The organism is Brevibacillus sp. BD137 (genome assembly GCF_041644655.1).
GTDB classification, from domain to species: Bacteria; Bacillota; Bacilli; order Brevibacillales; family Brevibacillaceae; genus Brevibacillus; species Brevibacillus brevis_D.
In genome coordinates, this window is the sequence record NZ_JAOTNO010000021.1 from 49,473 (window position 1) to 68,079 (window position 18,607).

Consider the following 18,607-nt stretch of genomic DNA (forward strand, 5'->3'; position numbering starts at 1 on the left):
CATGGATGCTCTCATAATTACATGCGTGTTCTTGTTTCTCTTGCTGTTCGCCATCTGTCTGAAGGAGTGGTATCGCTACTCCATCGAGAAGCAAAAACTGCTCACACATGTCCATGAGGTGACCGGACACAAAAACTACGGAGTGCGCAAGAAGGAAACCTCATCCGAACGTCTGGTCAAACGCCTGCTTAGGTATGGAGACGACTATGCGGTCATGGGTCAGCGCATCAACTTTTTTAGTGAGTCACATGAGGTTGAGGACTGGCTCCTGAAGGCTGGACGCCCGCTAGATTTGACAGTTGCCCAATTTCAAGGAGTCAAGATATTCATGGCTTTGCTCGGCATCATTGCCGGCGTGCTGTTTTTCATTCTTGGCTTTCCCTTGTCGCATCTGGGCCTGATCGCATGGCCGTTGATTGGATACTTTCTGCCCATCCTTTTGCTGAAGAACAAAGCCCGGGATCGTCAAAATCAGCTTCGTTATGACCTGCCGGAATTTCTCGACACCGTAAGCGTCACCCTGCAAGCGGGGGTAAGTCTCGATCAGGCATTGCGCGAAGTCATCAAGTTTTTTGACGGACCGATTCGGGAAGAGTTTTCCCGTTTCAATCAAGAGCTGGATCTGGGTGTACAGAGGGAAAAAGCGTATGAACAACTGCTTCGACGCAACGATAATCCGGAGTTTCAAATGCTGATCAAAGCGCTCATTCAGGGGATGCGCCTAGGAGTACCGATTGCCGTCACGTTCAAGGCACAGGCCGAAAACATGCGAAGAATCCGTAAAGAGCTGATCAAGGAAAAGGCAGCAAAGGCGTCGCCAAAAGTAACCTTGATCACCACGTTTGTCGTGACTCCTACAGCGATTATTCTGATTGGCGGTTTGATGGTATTGAATATTTTAGAGAACCTCGATTTGTTCTCTGGCATCATGCCATAATGTATGTTTTGACTTTATGGGAGGTGATGCCCGTCACAAAGATGGGATGAGTAATGTAAACAATATGTCTTATCACATTCATTTTAACTATGAGGGGAGAAGATTTTTTATGAAAACCATGATGCAAAAACTGTATGTAAAAGTCCAAGGGGCTCTGCAAAATCAGAAAGGTGCTCAAGCGATTGAATGGATCGCGCTCGCAGGTGTGGTGATCGCCGTATTTGGAGCAGTAATCACTTACTTCAAAGGTAATCCTGATGGTGTGGGAAAATCAATTGGTGAAACGCTTGGCAATATCATCGGAGACTTGGATGGAAAGTAATCTGAGTGAATGCTGTTTGATTACAAACGTTGGAAAAGTTGGCGGTGAAGGGCTTTCCTTCACCGCCACACATACATAGTAAATCTGTAGGAAACAGGAGGTAGCAGTCGATGAGATTTGTGAAGGGAATTATTGCGGCCATCCTCCTTTTTAGCCTGCTAACGGCGTGTTCTCAAGAGGCAGGAAATCAACCGGAAACTCCACAGACCACGGATGGGCAGCCACCCTCTGTTCCATCAGGCACAGAAACACAACAGCCTCCAGACAAGACTGGTGAAACGAACACCGAGTTGAGCAGAGAAGAAAAAATAAAAGCGCTGGAGGCAATGGTAAAGGCTGGCCCCCTACTAAAACGGGAAACAACAGAGGATTTTTTGAACACTCCTCCTGGGCTTTTTGCGGGGAAGTCGTATGACGACAACAAGGAAGAGATAGAAACGGAACTGAAGAAATTCCCTTATATTGAAAATCCAGACGAAGAAATCACGAATCTGTATTACCTTGCCCTCTTAGGTTTGTTCGCGGAGAGCTATCCCGATCCGCAACAAATTGTTGATGATATGAAGATGGATTATTTCGGAAGTCCGGAAATCGAAGATCCTCGCTACCAGTACAAGGAAAACTACAATGTCGAGATTATTCTTGACGCAAGTGGCAGCATGGGTGCAATGGCGAACGGCAAGACGAGGATGGAGGCTGCCAAAGATGCCATCAAAGCCTTTGCTGAATCATTGCCGCCACAGGCCAATGTGGCTCTGCGCGTATACGGACATAAGGGCAGCGGGAAAGAGTCGGATAAAGCGCTCTCCTGCGGCAGCAGTGAGTTGGTATACGGAATGCAGTCTTACAACAAAGAAAAACTAGAGAGTTCCTTGAATCAGTTTCAGCCTGCGGGATATACCCCGATTGCCTACTCCTTGCAGGAAGCCATGAAGGATTTGAGCAAATTTTCTGGGGACAAAAACACCAATATGATTTACCTGGTTAGCGACGGAATCGAAACATGCGGCGGAGACCCCGCCGAAGCAGCAAAACAACTTTCCCAATCAGCCATTACTCCGATTATTAACGTAATTGGTTTTGGCGTGGACGGCCCAGGGCAGCAACAGCTAAAAGAAGTGGCCAAGGCAGCAGGAGGACGCTACGTACTGATTCAGGATCAAAAAGAATTACAGGAAGAATTCAATCGTGGGAAAGAGATTGCAGACAAATGGAAAAAGTGGAAAGCAGATGCGTCCTATCAGGCTTTTGACACACGCATATCACGTAAGACAGACATCAGTTCGTTTGCAGCAGACTGGAGAATCATTGCTGGTGATGAAAGCTACAATATGAATTCTGCCATTACGACTATGGGTGCGGATGACATGATTCCGGATGAACTTGCCAATCGTCTCCGAACCATGAAGGACGAACAGAAGGATATAGCCAAGAAAAAGGCGGACGAATTGGAGGACTTTCTGGATTCCTTGAACGATAAGTCCTATAAGGAAACCGTGAATGCGATAAACAAGAAGTTTGCTCAGAATACGAAAACGAACTAAAGTCGAAATCTCCAAAAGGAGGTTTGTGAAGTGAGGAAATGGATTAGAGGCCCAATTGCAGCGGCTACCTTTGCTTTTCTGATTCTTTTGATGAATCTGCTTCCGCTGGCGGCTCTGGCATCATCTGTTAACCTGCAAGCGCCGAATTACAATGCGCCAAATTGGCAGCAACCGAACATGCAGGCGCCAAACTGGGAACAGCGGAACATACAGGCGCCAAACTGGGAACAGCCGAATGTGCAGGCACCAAACTGGGAGCAGCCGAATCTGCAGGCACCGAACATGCAGGCGCCGAACTGGCAGCAGCCAAATCTTCAGGCTCCAAACGTCAATCAACCGGACCTGCAAGCGCCAAACGCAAACGCCCCGACAACGAATATAGAAATGCAGCCACCCAGCGCAAACTCTGACGGTTCGAAACCGATGACGGAGACGCTGGAATACGGTGCAGTCAAATGGACGTTCAAGGACGTCATGGGCGGAACGCTGGCATATAGTGCTGATTTGCTTATGAATGGCGAAGTAGACATGGCAGCGGGACTTCGTGGCAAAGGCATGTTCTTGGGAGATCTGGCGATAAAAGGCCTTGATCTTGCCTTCAAGAATACGCCGTATGTAAACACGGTAACTGGTTTGGGTGTCGATTCACTCGACGGGATGAGCGCGTGGGGCAACTATCAATTTGTGTTGGCACAATTGCCGAATAACAGTTTTCGCGATATTTTCCAAGGTGGTCAGCTGACGAATTCGGCAAATCCGTCCGGCGTCAGAATGCCGGGAATCGTGAAAGGTTTAAATGTGGGTGTAGCAGCGATCAGCCTTCCGTTTGACATCATGGATACGGTCGGCACCTTTGGCATGGCGTTTGATCCGAGCCAGAATGAAGCCACGCAAAATGAGAAATTTGTGGATGGCGTCGGTAATTTCGGCAGTGTGCTGATGGATGCAGGTGTCATTGCTTCCGTCATACCAGGTGGGCAGGCGGTAGGTGGAGTGCTTGTTGTCACCGGTGCGGTTTTGTGGGGATTGAGCAAACTCGTGAAGTACGCTGACAAGCTAGCTGGAGGAGCGATTACCCGTGGAATCCGGGATGGGGTCGGAAAAGCTGTTGGCTGGGTGAAATCCTTATTTGCGTAACGGAGGTCCTTGCTTATGAAAGTCGTGAATACACCACAGGTTCAGGCTCAAATCGAGCGGAATAAGCGTTTTTTAGAGAGGACAGAGTTGTATAACTATCCAGCCTACGTAAACGGACAATATTACTACCATGTAGCGTACTGGAAATGGGGGAAAAAAGACGCTGTCGGGTACCTGGTGCTGCGACCGGATGGTGAAGTAGTTCGCCGCCATGAAGCAGAGCCTATCGTAAAGCTGTTTTTGGTGCATGCACATGCGGGACGCAAGATTAAGAACAATCTGGCCATGGATAAAGAGAAGCCGATCGAGATGTATGAGCAAAAATACGAGTATCTGAGGGCGCTTTTGCCTAGCTACCAGGATAAGATGGACACGGTGCTTCGGCAAGATGCAGAGAAGCTGATCGACGTTTGCAAAACCATGGTGGAAAGCCGGGACCAGCTGCGTGCCATTTATACTCGAGGGATGGATCTGCTCAATCAATTTTTCGCGCGCAACTACGTCATCGCGGGAGAAGAAACGGCATTGCGGGATATTTTGTTTGAATCCGACTACATTTTGTATGATCGCATTCGCAAGCAGGTGCTGATCAAAGACTCGGTGGATCGGCTTTACCAGCTTTTCCAGTCCAATCGAGTAGAACTGGATCGGGTACAGGAGCAGAAACGAAAAAAGCTGAGCGACTTGCTCTCCGTTTACAAAGACAAAACGCTGCGAAATATTGCCGATGAATCCGTGAAAGGCTTTGAGACGCATACGACAGGGAAACATGAGTCTTTCCATTCGGTTGAACAGTTGCGGGAGGCCCACGAGAAGCTTAATATGACCATCTTGGAAAACGGGCTGATGGATAAACTGCGAAACCCATAACAGGAAAGGTGAGAGAAACCCATATGCATCCCTTCAAAGAAAGTATTCGTTTTTATGCACGGAACATCGAATCTTTGCTGCTCTTGTCCGCCGTGCTCGTGGTTCCATTTTTTATCATCCACAATTTTACGCTGAACTACCTGAATTTGATTGCGGCGATCACGGGCGCCAAATTCGTCGCAAGCTTTTTCAATCTGTTTTTACTGCTTCTGTTTTTGCTGATCCTCCAGATTCCTTTTGCCCAGTATGTTCAAAGTGATCTGGACGGCGATGAGCGTCCGATTCGTAAAGCATTTCGGACTTTTTTTGAACACAGCTTTTCCGTATTCGTATTTGGGATCGTGTTTAGCTTTCTTGTCTCAACAGGAATGATGCTGTTCATGATACCTGGGTTGATTCTGTTGGTCTTGTTCTATTTGACACCGTTTTTTGTGGTGCTGAAAAAACAATCGGCTTGGCGCTCTTGGCGAGCTGCCATGGAAATGGGCAAAAAGCATTTCTTCCAAATCTTTGGCCTGTTGCTACTGGTGAGTGTGGTGGAATGGCTAATCAGTATGGCGGGCTTGCTCCTCGTCACGTCGATTACGGCGACATTCGGGGCGGTTATGTTTATTGAGTTGTTGCTCAATGTGATTGTTCTTCCGTTTTTTGCGGTCATGTTCATGATGTACGTCAATAAATGGAAGGACGAGGCGACAAGAGCTGAAGCGGCTTTGGCAGGGGGATTGCTGCTCGATGAAAGGTAGCTTGCAAATAAGTTCGAGAGGAGATGAGCGAAGAATGCGCCTGAAGAAGATCATTTCCAATGAAAAGGGCTCGGTCACCATAGAGTTTATTGCCATACTGCCGTTCGTCTTTCTGATCATGCTGATTTGCTGGCAGTTTCTTGTGGGCGTCTACGGCGTAATTATCTCTCAGTCGGCGGCAAATGAGGCGGCGAAGGTGTACGCCATAACGGGGAACTCGGGTGAAGCTATGAAAGCTGCGAAGAACGTGGTGGATGCTGCTGGAGGCTACATCTCCTACAATGGAGGCGGTATCACATGGGATGGCAGCGGATATTTTACCGCCAAGGTCGGCGTGCAGATGGAGCTGGGGTTTCTTCCTGACTGGCTTTATATCAAAAAGGAAGACCGATATATCTCTTTTGATCGAGAAATGAAGAGCAGGGTGATGAACTAGATGGTACGTATACTGCGTCACTTGCAAAATGAGCGTGGAAATATGACGATCTTCACCCTGACGATTTACTGGTTTATGTTCATGCTGGTGTTTGTTGCGCTTTTCAACTTTTCGACCGTTTTTGTAGACAAGGAGCAGGCATCGAACAGTGCGCAGCAGGCGAGCATTGCGGCGGTGAAGGATATTTATGATGAGATGGATACGGCTATTAAAATATATGATGCGTCACCCAATCGGTATTATGACCAAAATTATCTCAGCCTCAAACTAGAAGCTGCCAAGAGCAAGATGAGAGCATCGCACCCCGATTGGTCTCAAAGTGAAATTGAATTTGGCGGGATTGACTCGGTATTGAGCAACGAATTGCCGGGCAGTGTTGAGTTGCAAATATATGTAAGTCTAGGGTTGAAAAACGCGGCCAGCCAAATTCCGGGCGTAGTGCGCAAAGTGCTATCGGATAACAAGGCAACGCTAAGCGGTTCGTCTGTCAAATTGTTCAACAGTGACAATCGGATTGAAGTGAGAACTTCCGTTGAGTATAACTCGGAATCGATGGGGTTTGACTTCATTCCTCCCTATTCCGAGCAAGTCTACCAGACGGGTGAAAGCAGACGGATCGGTTTTATTGATGAAGTGAATGATTGGTTTTACCTCGAGATTCCGATTTTTGGATGACGATGGTGGGAGGATATGGCATGACAAAAAAGCTGCAAAAAATGCAGGTGTTGCTCTTAATCAACAGCATTTTGATCATGCTGCTGCTTTCGGGTTGTTCACTGGGCGCAATCGGAGCGGGTACAGGGATCGGGCAAAATCAAGGGCCGCAGACGACACAGGAATTGATTGCTTCACAGCCTGGACCGCTTGCTGGCACACAATTTTTCCACGCAGCTTATCCGCATCGAGCGCAGATCATACAGGTTTTGGATAAAATGCCTACCGTGGTCGACGGGATGAATGATGCTTACTTGGATTTGTACTGGAATCAATTGCTCACCCTGTTCGCGGAGGATTACCTCAGTCCCCAGATGGTTGTGGACCGCTGGAGAATGGCTTCGTATGGGAGTCCAGATATCGAGGACGCCCGTTTTCAGTTTCGGGAAAATTTCAACGTAGAAATCATCCTGGATGCGAGCGGCAGCATGGCTGGGAAAATTGGGGACAAAACGAAAATGCAGCTCGCCAAGGAAGCGATTCAGGAATTCGCGGAAGCACTACCTGAAGAGGCGAGAATCTCGCTGCGCGTGTATGGTCATAAGGGGAGTAATGCTGATGAACATAAGCAGCTTTCCTGTGGCAGCAGTGAGATGGTCTATCCATTGCAAGCCTACGATGCGAAGAGACTTGAGCAAGCACTCGACATGTTTGAGCCGACGGGCTGGACATCCATTGCGCACTCCTTGCATCTCGCCCAGGAGGATTTGGCGGGATTCGAAGCGGATAAAAACACGAATGTCATCTACCTGGTCAGTGATGGTATCGAGACTTGTGATGGCAATCCAGTGGCAGTAGCCAAGGAATTGTCCCAATCCAAAATTATGCCGTTGTTGAACGTCATTGGCTTTGACGTGAATGCAGAAGGGCAGAAGCAATTGAAAGAGATTGCCCACGCTTCAGAAGGTCTGTATGCAAATGTGACGAACCGTGAGCAGTTCAAGCAAGAGCTGGAACGTGCGAAGGAAATTGCCCAGAAATGGGAGCAGTGGAAGCGGGATGCTTTGACAGAAGCTGACGCTGTCTTGATCGACCGCAAGAAATGGGTGGATGCTTACGACCGGGACTGGTACGAGAAAAACTGGCGGGAGAGCCTGAACATCGGAATGGCGATCGAGTATTTATCTGCGAGCGGCAAGATTGGCAATGAAGCGAGGGAGTACCTTACTGGGAAAAGGCAAGAAAGAGAAGCGTTGGCTACACAGTCCAAGGGGGAGCTTACCAATTACTTGGTGAGTCTCACAACCGAAACCTATCAGGAGATGAGAGAGGAAATTGAGGATAAATACAGCGGAAACTAACAGCAGTGGGTTCTCGCAACGGAGAACCCACTGTAAATGGAAAGGGAAAGGATTAGGGTGCGTCAATCATACGTGAACGTAACGACCTGTTGCAGGCCTGGGTCCACTCCGATTGCCACGTCATTTAGGCCATCTGTGTAATAAAAGTAACGCTTGGCGTCATTGGAATGAGCGTCAGAAGCTTTCACCAATTGGAAGCTGTTTGCCGCAAGCAGGTTTTTCGAGCGGATGAAATCAGATGCCGTCTTTTCCAAATCTGCTTCTGTCATCGTTTTTGTCGCTATTTCTCCGTTTATTCCAATAACGTCAATCGATAGGGAAAGGATTTGCTTTGACCTCGGTTCGATGATTGCGTGAAAGCCATGAACATCCCCGTTCACAGGTTCGCGTTTTAGTATGGCGTGAACAGGTACACCTCTGTATACCGAATTGGCTGGGTCCTCCAGCGTGATTTCCCGATCAGTCGTATCAACATCCACCTGATAATATTGTCTAACAGCGGCGGCAGCGATCTGCCCCGCTTCTTCTTTTCCGAGCCCTTGCACTGTATCTGGTGAGCTGGAGGAGCATCCCATTAACAGAAAGACGAGAAGCACCGTGCCCAGCCATGCCAACTTTTTCATTGTGAACCCTCCAGCCATCCCAAGTAATACGTGTAGTCTTCTTTTATCCTAACAGGGATCGTTTCGACTCCCTATCGATAAACCTTTCCATTACCTTACGATGTTGTAAGCTTGGAAAAAATGCAGGGAGTGACAGGACTTTATGAAGAAAAGACGAAAAATTCTGAGTATGTGCAATGGATGTGAAAAACGAGGGGGAAAATGGAATGAACGCCATCGAGCTGAATCAAGCGCTTCAAATGTATGTGAGGACCGAGACCTTTCCTGTGGGAGTTAGCATTCGAAAAGAAGAAGCCGCCCTGCCGTCAAAGGCAAAGCGCCCTGTCCGTGACCTGGGTTATCCGATTACCATTTGCCAAGCTGTCGGTTTTTCCCGGCGTTATGGTTGGAGTATCGCGATGAATGGAGCCGATCTGTCCTGTCCGATCGCGCAGGTGGCTTTTGGGTATGAAGAGCAGCCGGCGTTTTATACAGAGGGTCATCTCGCCTGTGGGATGTATACAGATTCATTGGAAAATGGGGCGAAAAGCGAGCTGGATGTCCCGAAATTTTCAGCAGAAGAAAGCGGCTACTACGTATCGTTTCCGCTGGAGCGGGCACAGATTGAGCCGGATGTCGTCGTGATTTACGGCAATGCGGCACAGGTCATGCGATTGGTGGCGGGGATGCTGTACAAGCGCGGTGGATCGATTCCTTCTACCTTTTCCAGTCGGGCCGACTGTGCGGATATTGCGATCAAGCCGATCCAGACGGGACAGCCGCAAGTGATCGTACCGTGTTATGGCGACAGATTGTTTGCCCAGACACAGGATCATGAGATGGCCTTCAGCTTTCATTTTCGCGATGCCGCCGAGCTGGTAGAGGGATTAGTGGGAACGCAAAAAGGCGGAATCCGCTATCCGATCCCGTCCTTCTTGCGCTATCAGGCAGAGTTTCCGCCGACCTATCAAAAGCTTGCGGGGATGTTTGGAGAAAAAAACTAACCCTTCAGTCGGTTGAGCTGGAGCAGGTGATGGCGATAGTGCATTTCTACCACGGCAAACCATTCCTTTGCGGTCAGCGAACCGAAGGCTGGGTGAGCCGCCGTGTGATGCGCAGGAATTTCGTCCAGAGTCGGTTCCAGCTCTTTCATTTGTGCGAGTACGCTGATGAGTCCATCACGCAATTGCTCCTTGCTCTCTGGTTGTGCAGGTGTGTACTCCGGGGAGGCAGGGACTTTCACGCGAACGGGAAGAAAGGAACCTTGAGCAAAGATCGTCTGCCCGATCTCGGATTTTTGGGCACCTGCTTCTGTGACAGCAGGACCTCCTTGTCTACACTTCTCTAGATTTCCCAATTGAAAATACCGGGCAGATTGGATCAAGTGAAGGTACATTTGGCCGATCGACCATTCCTCTTCACTTGGCTTTTGCAAGAGTTGTTCCATGGTGAAGCCCTCTAATTCATGCAGATAGTGGTTTGTCACGTCTTCAAATTTGTTTACGATTTCTTTTGTATTCATGGGCGAATCAGCTCCTCTTGGTTTCTTGCTCTTATCATATTCGAACGCTACTGACAGCAGTATGTCAGTAGCGTTCGAATAATTTTTGGGCTTCTTCGCGTATTCGGCTACGCAAGGATTCAGGCGTAAGGACAACCGCATCTGCCCCCAACCCAAGTACCCAAGACAATATTTCTTCGATTTGTCTGACACGCAATCTAACGAGAAAGCCGTCCGGATGCTCCGTAATTTCTTCGATAAAAAAATTGCCCGATTCTTTTACCCGATCAGCGATAGTTGGGCTGATGACGATCTGTACCTCCACATACCGATCGTCGAGAGGCTTGTAATCAGCAAAATGGAAATCGTCAGGGAGGATAAAGCGCTCTTCCAAAACGAACAGGCCGCTCATGCGGGACAGGCGGAATCGACGAGTATCCTGTCGCAGATCACAATGACCGAGCAGTATCCAAGAACCACGAACCAGCACGAGACCATATGGAGCAACATCACGAACTGTTTCCCGATCGTCACTCTCCCCAGGCGTCCCCCTCCGATAGCGGAACCGCACCTTCCGCTCACTAATGATCGCATCGTGGAGGAGCTGCGCATGCGCTTTTTCCTGTTCGCGCAGATTATTTGCTCTGGGGCTTACGAGGCGAAAGGTTGAACGGATACGTCTGGTTTGTTCGCCTACATCCGCAGACAGGATCGCTTCGACTTTGCGTTGTACGGCTCTTGCGCTATTTCCAAAGTTTTGGTCAAATGCTTGCTCGACCAAGTCTGCTCCGATCAAAAGTGCAACGGCTTCTTCTACCGAAAAGCTGACGGGTGGAAGAAAATACCCTTCCATTAACGAGTAGCCCTGACCCGGTGCCCCAACGATGGGGACGCCGGCTTCGCTCAATGCCTGCATATCACGATAAATCGTTCGGACACTCGTCTCGAAAGTCGCGGCCAAATCTTCTGCGCGCAACGTACTTTTTCGCTGTAGTTCCAGAACGATTGCCAGCAGACGGTCTGTTTTATTCATGCTAGGCCTCTGACCTCCTCTCTATCCAGCTAAGCAACTTTATAAAAATGATTGGACATCTTTAAAATTATTTTAGATTTACCCTACTTTTTATTTTAACAGTTTTCCCTATCCTAGATGTGTAAGTGAAGGAGGAAGCTGTGAATGAAAAAGAGGGTTTTTTGGCTTGTCATTTTATCGCTGTTTGGATATATTGTTTTCCAAAAAATAACAGAGGGGCCACCTAATGTTGGGGGACATATGGAAACAGTAGGCGAGGCTACCGGTGTGGAGTACCAATCGATACAAATAACCAAAGATCAAATTTATCAGGGAGACCTTCTCTTGGTCAATAAAGACTATCCGGTTCATGAGGCAGGGGTAAAAAACGATGTGGTTCGGTTGTCTGAGCATGAAGAACTGTTACAAGGCTATACTTTGCTCGATCATAGACTCGAAGTGTCGGAGCGTGTAGCCAAAGTATTCTTGGAGATGGTCAAAGCTGCACAACAAGATAACGTGAGTCACTTTATCCTGAACAGCGGTTATCGAGGTAAGGAAGAACAAGAGAAGCTGTATGAAGAAATGGGGCCAGCGATCGCGATGCCAAGCGGTTATAGCGAACACAATGTAGGTTCCGCGCTAGATATTGGATCGACGCAAATGAAAATGGAGCACGCCCCTGAAGGCAAGTGGCTGGAAGATCATTCGTGGAAATACGGTTTTATTTTGCGCTACCCGAAAGACAAGGTAGCCATTACAGGAACGGTATTTGAACCTTGGCATTTCCGATATGTCGGCTTGCCGCATAGCGCGATCATGAAGGAGAATAACTTTTCGCTGGAAGAATACTTGGACTATCTAAAAGACAAAAGAAGTATCTCCGTGACAAACGATGGGAAGATCTACGAAATTAACTACTACTCTGTCGATGAAGAGATGACGATCAAAGTACCGATTTCGAGCAACTATGAGATTTCGGGTGACAACATAGGCGGCGTGATTGTAACAAGCTACGTGAACTAAAGAAAAGAAGGAGTGAATCTTAATGAAGAAATTGACTGTCGCGATTTTGTTTGGGGGATGCTCCTCAGAGTATGAAGTATCGCTAAAATCTACGAGTGCGGTGCTGGAGAGCTTGTGTCTGGAAAAGTACGAGGTGATTTTGCTAGGAATTACGAGGGAAGGGCAATGGCTGCGATATACCGGCAACATCGAAAGCATTCGGAATGACAGTTGGCATCAAAGTGAGAAGTGTGTGCCTGCCTTTCTCTCTCCTTGCAGACAGGTGCGGGGAATTGTTACACAGGAGAACGGTGCCATGACGGTCACGAAGGTTGATGTGGTATTCCCGATTTTGCATGGCAAAAACGGAGAGGATGGAACGGTGCAAGGGCTATTGGAGCTCGCCGGAATTCCTTTTGTCGGTTGTCACACGCTATCCTCTGCGATTTGTATGGATAAGGATATCGCCCACACGCTGGCGGAAAGCTCCGGTATCAAAACGCCAAGATCCGTTACCGTTTATCCAAATACGGATCTGGCAACTGTTGAAGCTGCCACCGAACCACTGGGATTTCCTTTGTTTGTCAAACCGGCAAAGGCAGGGTCCTCCATTGGGATTACGAAAGCATACAGCCTATCAGAATTGTTTTTCGGGATAGAAAACGCCCTCCAGCATGATGACAAGGTAGTCATCGAGGAAAACATCACAGGATTTGAGGTGGGCTGCGCGGTACTGGGAAATCGTGAGGTCATTGTGGGGGAAGTGGATGAGATCGAATTGCTCCAAGGCTTCTTCGATTATACTGAAAAGTATTCATTGGAGACTGCCCATATCCATGTCCCAGCAAGAATTGACGAAGAGCTCGCTCATAAAATCAAGCAAACAGCGACCCATCTTTATCAGGTTTTTGGCTGTCGTGGCTTCGCTCGCGTGGATATGTTCGTCACACCAGACGGGGATATCGTGTTTAACGAAGTGAATACGATCCCCGGCTTTACCTCGAAGAGCAGGTATCCAAGCATGCTGCGTGCTGCGGGGATTTCCTATAAGGAGCTTCTTGATACGTTGATTATGCTAGCGTTGGAGGAGGACTAACCGATGACACAACCTCACGTCTTTACGGTTACGTTGAACAGCGACAATCTGCATCACGGTCATCTGATCTTGGTGAATCGCCAGTACCCAATCCGCTGGCAAACAGACGACGGTATTCTGCTGAACCGCATGCGGCTGATTGATGGAGCGCACAACAATATGATGCTGGAAAATACGGCTGCAAAGATGTTTGCCAAGCTGCTGAAAGCCTGCAACGCAGAAAATGCAATCGTGCCTGTCAGTGGCTTTCGCAGTAAGGCGGAACAAACGGATATTTATGATCAATCCTTGCTCGAAAATGGACAGGTGTTTACCAGTAAATTTGTAGCGCGTCCGAATGAAAGCGAGCATCAGACAGGGCTTGCGATAGATGTAGGGGAGAAAAAGGAAGTAATCGATTTTATTTGCCCTTCTTTTCCCGATCACGGCGTATGCCGAATGTTTCGACAGCGCGCTAGTCAATATGGGTTTATCAAACGCTACGACAAAGACAAAGAACAGCTGACAGGGATTTCGGATGAGCCTTGGCATTTTCGGTATGTGGGTTATCCGCATGCTATTTTGATGGAAAAGCTTCAGCTTTGTCTGGAAGAGTATATCGAGTATGTGAAAAACTACGAATTCCATCAGGAGCATTTGCGAGTAGATGAGGAGAACATGGAAATCTACTATGTAAAAGCTACCGATACAGTTACGCACATCCCGGTTGTGGCTGGTGAGCGCTACGAAATATCGGGCAACAACGTGGATGGATTTATCATTACGGTATTTCATCAGGAGGCACGTAATGAACGTGGGTAGTGAAAAGCAGTATGGCCGGCTGGATCGATTCGGAATCATTGCAGCGATTCTGCTTATCACCATCCATACTTTTCCACTGCTATCCATAAGTGAATGGGCTGATTTCACACTGAGACAAACAATAGCCAGGGTGGCAGTTCCGTTTTTCTTTATGTGCACAGGATTTTTCTTCATGCAAAAGCTTGGCTCAGATCGCAACAAAAATGCGTCTATGCTGAAGCAGTTTTTATGGAAAGTAGGAAAGCTATATTTGCTTTCGATCCTTCTCTATCTTCCTGTGAATGTGTATGGGGGTTATTTTACGGATGGATTTACTGTATTTACAGCAGTGAAAGACCTCTTGTTTAACGGGACCTTGTATCATCTGTGGTATTTCCCTGGCATTATGCTGGGAGTGTGTATCAGTACTTTTTTATATACGAGACTATCGGCATGGAATACGTTTTGGGTGACTTTGCTGCTGTATGGCATCGGGTTATTGGGAGACAGCTACTTTGGCTTGGTGCATTTTACGCTGGTCACAGTGCTGTCGTTTGTTCTTTCAGTGATGGCGAAGAAGGCGATCGAGCGCTTTCGAGGTGGGAAACCGGATCAAACTGGGCGAGCATGGGCTGATATCCATCTCCCGCATCTCCAACATAATGTCAGGGAAATCCAGCAGGTTCTTCCCAAGGATTGTGCGATGATGGCAGTCGTTAAGTCGCAGGCATATGGCCACGGCGGATGGCAAATTGCGAGGTTCTTAAACAAGCTCGGGATTGATCACTTCGCCGTTGCCACAATCGATGAAGGAATCGAGCTACGGAAGAAGGGCGTAAAAGGGGAGATTCTGGTGCTTGGCTATACCGATGAGCGTCGGATACGCCAAATCGCCCGTTTCAAACTGACACAAACCGTAGTAGATGACGAATATGCCCAAAAACTGAATGGATACAACGTGAAAATCCCTGTACATATCAAGATCGACACGGGGATGGGGAGACTCGGGGAACCTTGGGAACACACGGAAAAAATTGCGTCCATGTATCGATATAAGCATTTGCAGGTAGGCGGTACCTTTACGCATCTGAGTGTGGCTGACAGTTTGGAAGCTTCGGATATCGCATACACGAAAAATCAAATTGCCCATTTCCAAAACGTGATCGATCAGCTGAAAGAAAAGGGGATCGATCCACAGAAGCTGCACGTTCAAAGCAGTTACGGCGTACTGAATTACGGGGAGCTGCAATACGATTATGCTCGAATGGGGATCGCTCTCTACGGGATGTTGAGCAAGCAGGGAGACAAGGTAAAAACAAGCATCGACCTACGACCTGTGTTATCACTAAAAGCAAGAGTTGTGCAGGTGAAACAGGTGGAAAAGGGAGCACCCGTGGGCTATGGACGCGCCCACATAGCGCAGAAGGACAGTAAGATTGCCATCGTATCCATCGGATATGCAGACGGGGTTCCGCGCATGCTGTCACAAGTGGGGGCTACCTGCTTGATTAGAGGAAAAAGGCGACCGATTATTGGCTTTATCTGCATGGATCAGCTCATTGTAGATATTTCAGATATGGAAGAGGTGCAAAGAGGGGAGGTTGTGACCTTTATTGGCAGAGATCAAGAGGAGGAGATCACTGCCGAGGAAATGGCCCAATCGTGTAAAACCATTACGAACGAGCTGGTAAGCCGTTTGGGAGAACGGGTTAAAAGAGTCTATCATGATTGATCGTTGGACGAAAACGAGTATAGGGAGTGGTTCATTTTTTCCATGGCGAAGGGGAGACATAGTTTTCGTTTCAAAATGCTTGGGCTTCTTGGGTTTGGCATGCTTCTGGCTGGTATCGTAACCTATATGCTCTATAAAGTGCTCCAGTTTTACTATCGGGTGGGGGTTAAGTACGAAGATCCACTCACCCAGGTGCGCTATTTCATCAGGGACATGGGGGATATCAATTTCTTTTTAATTGTCTTTGCTCCCATTGCGATCTTGTTTTTCTATCTCCTGACCAAACGGTATGCTGGCTACTTTCGGGAGATTTCTACGGGCATTCATTATCTCGCGAGTGGAGACTTTACGCGGCATGTCCATATTCCATCCAATGATGAATTTGCAGAAATCGCCAAGGATATCAATCTAGCAAGCGAAATGCTACAAAAGGCGGTAGAAAGAGGGGATTTCGCCGAAAGCAGCAAGGATCAGCTTGTTTTGAATCTGGCGCATGATTTGCGTACACCACTGACATCTGTTCTGGGTTATCTCGATCTCATTTTGCAAGATGAGCAGATGACACAAGAACAGATGCGGCATTATGTGACAATTGCTTTTACCAAGTCGCATCGATTGGAAAAGCTGATTGATGAGCTATTCGAAATTACGAGAATGAATTACGGCATGGTTACCATCGAGCAAAAGGTCATTGATTTGAGCGAATTGCTTGTCCAGTTAAATGAGGAGATGTATCCTTCCTTTGAGAAAAATGAGCTCGTCGCGCGGTGTACGGTTGCTGCCCAATTAGTGATCGTGGGAGATGGGGAGCTTTTGGCGCGCGTATTTGAGAACATTCTGACCAACGCGATACGCTACGGGGGCGATGGTCAATTTGTCGATTTGAACGCTTATCGCGAGGGCGATGAAGTGGTTGTGCAAATCATGAATTACGGCGACCAGATACCTGAGGAGGCGCTGCCGCATATTTTTGAAATGTTTTTTACAGGCGACAAAGCGCGAACGCATCAAGGGGGAGGCACAGGACTCGGCCTGTTTATTGCCAAAAATATCGTCGAGAAGCATCGGGGAACGATTTCTGTCCAAAGTGATTTGATTCGTACGTGTTTTGAGGTCAGGCTACCGTATGGATGAAATGATGGCAAAAATAAAAAATGGAGACGCTTTAATGTCTCCATTTTTTTATTGCATAATTCATTGAGATTTGAAAATTTGGTATAATATTCCTATATCGAAATGAATTAACGTTGGGGGAGTTATGAATAAATACACATGGACATTGATAGGTGCGGTAGTTGTTGCTGGAATATCATCGGCTACTTGGGCTGGGGCCATTAACCAAGGGGATAAGGAAGCACTACAGGCATATAAAAAGATGGAACAGGCACGTAACCAAGAGAACCAACCCGTAAGCAAATCGAGTAGGAATGCAACCCTATCAAACTTTTCGATTCAGGGAGCTGTTTTACCAGAAGCGGATAAAATACGTAACTACAACGATACAAATATGCAAGGTCTGCTGTCTTCAACGGATGAAAAACTTTCGTTCATTATGGAGGAGAATGAAGTAAAGGGTATCGTTATAGCAACAGATACAGAGCCAATCATGGCTGGTGGTGAAAAAACTGGTCCTGAATTGTTTGACCTTTACGAGAACATGAAAAATACACTCGGGGAAGATGTAAACATTACGTACTTTAGTTATTCAGGTGGGTTTATCTTCGTCGCAACTGATAGGGAAGGGGAGGAAAGCTTGTGGCTCGATCAACGTTCTTCTACATTTTTAGATCTCCCTTCGCACAGGCAACTCAAATCTGAAGAAGTTGTAGAAAAAATTCGAGAAGGTGCGGAATCGGTGGATGAAGAAAAGACATGACAATATCTGGGGAAAAATAAGAAAGCCGGGTCCCCGCTAGAGGACTCGGCATTTATATCTAATTTCATTATCCGATGAATTCTTGTACCCAGTATCCATTCACAAAGCCTACACCGATTTTGGTGAAGGAAGGATTCATGATGTTTTGACGGTGTCCTTCACTGTTCATCCATTGGTTCATGACTTCCTCAGCGGTGCGTTGACCCATGGCGATGTTCTCACCCGCGGTCATAGAAGATACACCGAATTGTTTCATCATGTCAAATGGAGAGCCATACGTAGGGCTTGTATGGTCAAAGTAGTTGTTGTTGGACATATCAGCCGCTTTTGCTTGTGCAACTTTGTTCAGGGAAGCATCCAGTTCCACTGGCTTCAGACCTGCTTTTGCACGCTCTTGGTTTACCAAATCAGTTACTTGCTTCCCAACAGAGGAAGCATCCACTTGTTGGTTAGCTTGTTTTACTGGCTGTTGAGCTGGCTGCTGTTGATTCGCTGGTGCTGCTGGTGCTGCGTAAGGTGCTTGCATTTGCGGTTGGACAGGTTGCATATATGGTTGATACCCGTATTGCGGACATGTGGTAGCGGCAGAAGCTGTGTTAGAAAAGCCGGAAAGAACAAATCCCAATCCCAATGTCGCGATTGCAATAGTACCAAGGCGTTTCATATTCACATCGTCTCCTTTTTTTGGCCTACGAGGTTAGTTGACGGATTCGGATTGAGGAAACAACCCTACGCACTTTGGCGATTCACCCCATGCAGATCTCTCATCTGCAAGTAAAAAAGATCCCCCGCACTTCCATTCGAGAGGAAGTTTCGGCTGTTTTGTTTGGCATGACCTAGAATAACAGAGATTCACCGGTGAAAGATACCCGTAAAATTTGGTAGGATTAATGAGAATATCTTACAGTGTCGCCTGTAAAATAGGCCAGTCTAACACTTTATTTTCTCTGAACAATAGAAAATGGGCTAGGGAACTCATTCCCTAACCCATTTTTT

At 47.4% G+C, this 18,607-nt stretch carries 20 protein-coding genes and 1 riboswitch; of the genes, 16 read left to right on the forward strand and 4 right to left on the reverse strand.

Annotated elements, in window-relative coordinates; all coding sequences use genetic code 11:
* Position 1: 1 nt before the first annotated feature.
* The 9 genes from ODZ53_RS27835 to ODZ53_RS27875 all read left to right on the forward strand — a co-directional run bounded on the left by ODZ53_RS27835 (position 2) and on the right by ODZ53_RS27875 (position 8,007).
* Positions 2-937, forward strand: coding sequence for a type II secretion system F family protein (locus ODZ53_RS27835; RefSeq protein WP_016740290.1), 936 nt, complete (start codon positions 2-4; stop codon positions 935-937).
* A gap of 109 nt (positions 938-1,046) precedes the next feature.
* The gene (locus ODZ53_RS27840; RefSeq protein WP_016740291.1) at positions 1,047-1,259 is read left to right on the forward strand and encodes a hypothetical protein; all 213 of its coding nucleotides are present in this window, start codon (positions 1,047-1,049) and stop codon (positions 1,257-1,259) included.
* A 110-nt stretch (positions 1,260-1,369) separates the two neighbouring features.
* Positions 1,370-2,803, forward strand: a complete 1,434-nt coding sequence (locus ODZ53_RS27845) for a vWA domain-containing protein (RefSeq protein ID WP_372681528.1) — start codon at positions 1,370-1,372, stop codon at positions 2,801-2,803.
* A gap of 30 nt (positions 2,804-2,833) precedes the next feature.
* Positions 2,834-3,940 (forward strand): hypothetical protein, encoded by a 1,107-nt coding sequence (locus ODZ53_RS27850; protein ID WP_372681530.1) that lies wholly within the window; start codon positions 2,834-2,836, stop codon positions 3,938-3,940.
* 15 nt (positions 3,941-3,955) lie between these two features.
* Positions 3,956-4,810: a hypothetical protein gene (locus tag ODZ53_RS27855; RefSeq protein WP_372681532.1), complete on the forward strand. Its 855-nt coding sequence runs from the start codon at positions 3,956-3,958 to the stop codon at positions 4,808-4,810.
* Between the two features lie 23 nt (positions 4,811-4,833).
* On the forward strand, positions 4,834-5,556 hold the full coding sequence (locus ODZ53_RS27860) for a YciC family protein (protein WP_372681534.1): 723 nt from the start codon (positions 4,834-4,836) through the stop codon (positions 5,554-5,556).
* Positions 5,546-5,992 carry a TadE/TadG family type IV pilus assembly protein gene (locus ODZ53_RS27865; RefSeq protein WP_372681536.1) on the forward strand — a complete coding sequence of 149 codons (447 nt, stop codon included), beginning with the start codon at positions 5,546-5,548 and terminating at the stop codon, positions 5,990-5,992. The genes ODZ53_RS27860 and ODZ53_RS27865 overlap by 11 nt, the downstream gene beginning before the upstream one ends.
* Positions 5,993-6,667 (forward strand): Tad domain-containing protein, encoded by a 675-nt coding sequence (locus ODZ53_RS27870; RefSeq protein WP_372681538.1) that lies wholly within the window; start codon positions 5,993-5,995, stop codon positions 6,665-6,667. It abuts the gene before it with no gap.
* A gap of 20 nt (positions 6,668-6,687) precedes the next feature.
* Complete coding sequence (locus ODZ53_RS27875) at positions 6,688-8,007, forward strand: VWA domain-containing protein (RefSeq protein ID WP_372681540.1); 1,320 nt, start codon at positions 6,688-6,690, stop codon at positions 8,005-8,007.
* Between the two features lie 62 nt (positions 8,008-8,069).
* On the opposite strand, the gene ODZ53_RS27880 is transcribed toward ODZ53_RS27875, so the two are convergent.
* Positions 8,070-8,630 (reverse strand): putative periplasmic lipoprotein, encoded by a 561-nt coding sequence (locus ODZ53_RS27880; protein WP_372681542.1) that lies wholly within the window; start codon positions 8,628-8,630, stop codon positions 8,070-8,072.
* A gap of 206 nt (positions 8,631-8,836) precedes the next feature.
* On the opposite strand from ODZ53_RS27880, the gene ODZ53_RS27885 reads away from it, so the two are divergent.
* Positions 8,837-9,613 (forward strand): DUF169 domain-containing protein, encoded by a 777-nt coding sequence (locus ODZ53_RS27885; RefSeq protein ID WP_087342105.1) that lies wholly within the window; start codon positions 8,837-8,839, stop codon positions 9,611-9,613.
* Here ODZ53_RS27885 and ODZ53_RS27890 read toward each other — a convergent pair.
* Positions 9,610-10,131 (reverse strand): DinB family protein, encoded by a 522-nt coding sequence (locus ODZ53_RS27890; RefSeq protein WP_372681544.1) that lies wholly within the window; start codon positions 10,129-10,131, stop codon positions 9,610-9,612. The genes ODZ53_RS27885 and ODZ53_RS27890 overlap by 4 nt on opposite strands.
* A gap of 64 nt (positions 10,132-10,195) precedes the next feature.
* Positions 10,196-11,143, reverse strand: a complete 948-nt coding sequence (locus tag ODZ53_RS27895; RefSeq protein WP_372681546.1) for a helix-turn-helix transcriptional regulator — start codon at positions 11,141-11,143, stop codon at positions 10,196-10,198.
* A gap of 144 nt (positions 11,144-11,287) precedes the next feature.
* Here ODZ53_RS27895 and ODZ53_RS27900 point away from each other — a divergent pair, with 144 nt between their 5' ends.
* From ODZ53_RS27900 to ODZ53_RS27925, 6 genes are all read left to right on the forward strand, one after another.
* Complete coding sequence (locus ODZ53_RS27900) at positions 11,288-12,148, forward strand: M15 family metallopeptidase (RefSeq protein ID WP_372681548.1); 861 nt, start codon at positions 11,288-11,290, stop codon at positions 12,146-12,148.
* Between the two features lie 22 nt (positions 12,149-12,170).
* Positions 12,171-13,223, forward strand: coding sequence for a D-alanine--D-serine ligase VanG (gene vanG / locus ODZ53_RS27905; protein WP_372681550.1), 1,053 nt, complete (start codon positions 12,171-12,173; stop codon positions 13,221-13,223).
* Positions 13,224-13,226: 3 nt separating this feature from the next.
* Positions 13,227-14,024: a M15 family metallopeptidase gene (locus ODZ53_RS27910; protein ID WP_372681552.1), complete on the forward strand. Its 798-nt coding sequence runs from the start codon at positions 13,227-13,229 to the stop codon at positions 14,022-14,024.
* Positions 14,011-15,735: a serine racemase VanT catalytic subunit gene (gene vanT, locus ODZ53_RS27915; protein ID WP_372681554.1), complete on the forward strand. Its 1,725-nt coding sequence runs from the start codon at positions 14,011-14,013 to the stop codon at positions 15,733-15,735. The genes ODZ53_RS27910 and vanT overlap by 14 nt, the downstream gene beginning before the upstream one ends.
* A gap of 42 nt (positions 15,736-15,777) precedes the next feature.
* Positions 15,778-16,869 carry a sensor histidine kinase gene (locus ODZ53_RS27920; RefSeq protein ID WP_372681556.1) on the forward strand — a complete coding sequence of 364 codons (1,092 nt, stop codon included), beginning with the start codon at positions 15,778-15,780 and terminating at the stop codon, positions 16,867-16,869.
* Positions 16,870-16,993: 124 nt separating this feature from the next.
* Positions 16,994-17,611 carry a hypothetical protein gene (locus tag ODZ53_RS27925; protein WP_372681558.1) on the forward strand — a complete coding sequence of 206 codons (618 nt, stop codon included), beginning with the start codon at positions 16,994-16,996 and terminating at the stop codon, positions 17,609-17,611.
* Between the two features lie 67 nt (positions 17,612-17,678).
* Here ODZ53_RS27925 and ODZ53_RS27930 read toward each other — a convergent pair whose 3' ends face one another.
* Positions 17,679-18,275, reverse strand: a complete 597-nt coding sequence (locus tag ODZ53_RS27930; RefSeq protein ID WP_372681560.1) for a CAP domain-containing protein — start codon at positions 18,273-18,275, stop codon at positions 17,679-17,681.
* 7 nt (positions 18,276-18,282) lie between these two features.
* A riboswitch (cyclic di-AMP (ydaO/yuaA leader) is annotated at positions 18,283-18,440 on the reverse strand.
* Between the last annotated feature and the right edge of the window lie 167 nt (positions 18,441-18,607).

Coding starts and splice junctions, on each gene's coding strand:
- ODZ53_RS27835 (WP_016740290.1), top strand. CDS start 2: ATGGATGCTCTCATAATTACATGCGTGTTCTTGTTTCTCTTGCTGTTC.
- ODZ53_RS27840 (WP_016740291.1), top strand. CDS start 1,047: ATGAAAACCATGATGCAAAAACTGTATGTAAAAGTCCAAGGGGCTCTG.
- ODZ53_RS27845 (WP_372681528.1), top strand. CDS start 1,370: ATGAGATTTGTGAAGGGAATTATTGCGGCCATCCTCCTTTTTAGCCTG.
- ODZ53_RS27855 (WP_372681532.1), top strand. CDS start 3,956: ATGAAAGTCGTGAATACACCACAGGTTCAGGCTCAAATCGAGCGGAAT.
- ODZ53_RS27860 (WP_372681534.1), top strand. CDS start 4,834: ATGCATCCCTTCAAAGAAAGTATTCGTTTTTATGCACGGAACATCGAA.
- ODZ53_RS27865 (WP_372681536.1), top strand. CDS start 5,546: ATGAAAGGTAGCTTGCAAATAAGTTCGAGAGGAGATGAGCGAAGAATG.
- ODZ53_RS27870 (WP_372681538.1), top strand. CDS start 5,993: ATGGTACGTATACTGCGTCACTTGCAAAATGAGCGTGGAAATATGACG.
- ODZ53_RS27875 (WP_372681540.1), top strand. CDS start 6,688: ATGACAAAAAAGCTGCAAAAAATGCAGGTGTTGCTCTTAATCAACAGC.
- ODZ53_RS27880 (WP_372681542.1), bottom strand. CDS start 8,630: ATGAAAAAGTTGGCATGGCTGGGCACGGTGCTTCTCGTCTTTCTGTTA.
- ODZ53_RS27885 (WP_087342105.1), top strand. CDS start 8,837: ATGAACGCCATCGAGCTGAATCAAGCGCTTCAAATGTATGTGAGGACC.
- ODZ53_RS27890 (WP_372681544.1), bottom strand. CDS start 10,131: ATGAATACAAAAGAAATCGTAAACAAATTTGAAGACGTGACAAACCAC.
- ODZ53_RS27895 (WP_372681546.1), bottom strand. CDS start 11,143: ATGAATAAAACAGACCGTCTGCTGGCAATCGTTCTGGAACTACAGCGA.
- ODZ53_RS27900 (WP_372681548.1), top strand. CDS start 11,288: ATGAAAAAGAGGGTTTTTTGGCTTGTCATTTTATCGCTGTTTGGATAT.
- vanG (WP_372681550.1), top strand. CDS start 12,171: ATGAAGAAATTGACTGTCGCGATTTTGTTTGGGGGATGCTCCTCAGAG.
- ODZ53_RS27910 (WP_372681552.1), top strand. CDS start 13,227: ATGACACAACCTCACGTCTTTACGGTTACGTTGAACAGCGACAATCTG.
- vanT (WP_372681554.1), top strand. CDS start 14,011: ATGAACGTGGGTAGTGAAAAGCAGTATGGCCGGCTGGATCGATTCGGA.
- ODZ53_RS27920 (WP_372681556.1), top strand. CDS start 15,778: ATGGCGAAGGGGAGACATAGTTTTCGTTTCAAAATGCTTGGGCTTCTT.
- ODZ53_RS27925 (WP_372681558.1), top strand. CDS start 16,994: ATGAATAAATACACATGGACATTGATAGGTGCGGTAGTTGTTGCTGGA.
- ODZ53_RS27930 (WP_372681560.1), bottom strand. CDS start 18,275: ATGAAACGCCTTGGTACTATTGCAATCGCGACATTGGGATTGGGATTT.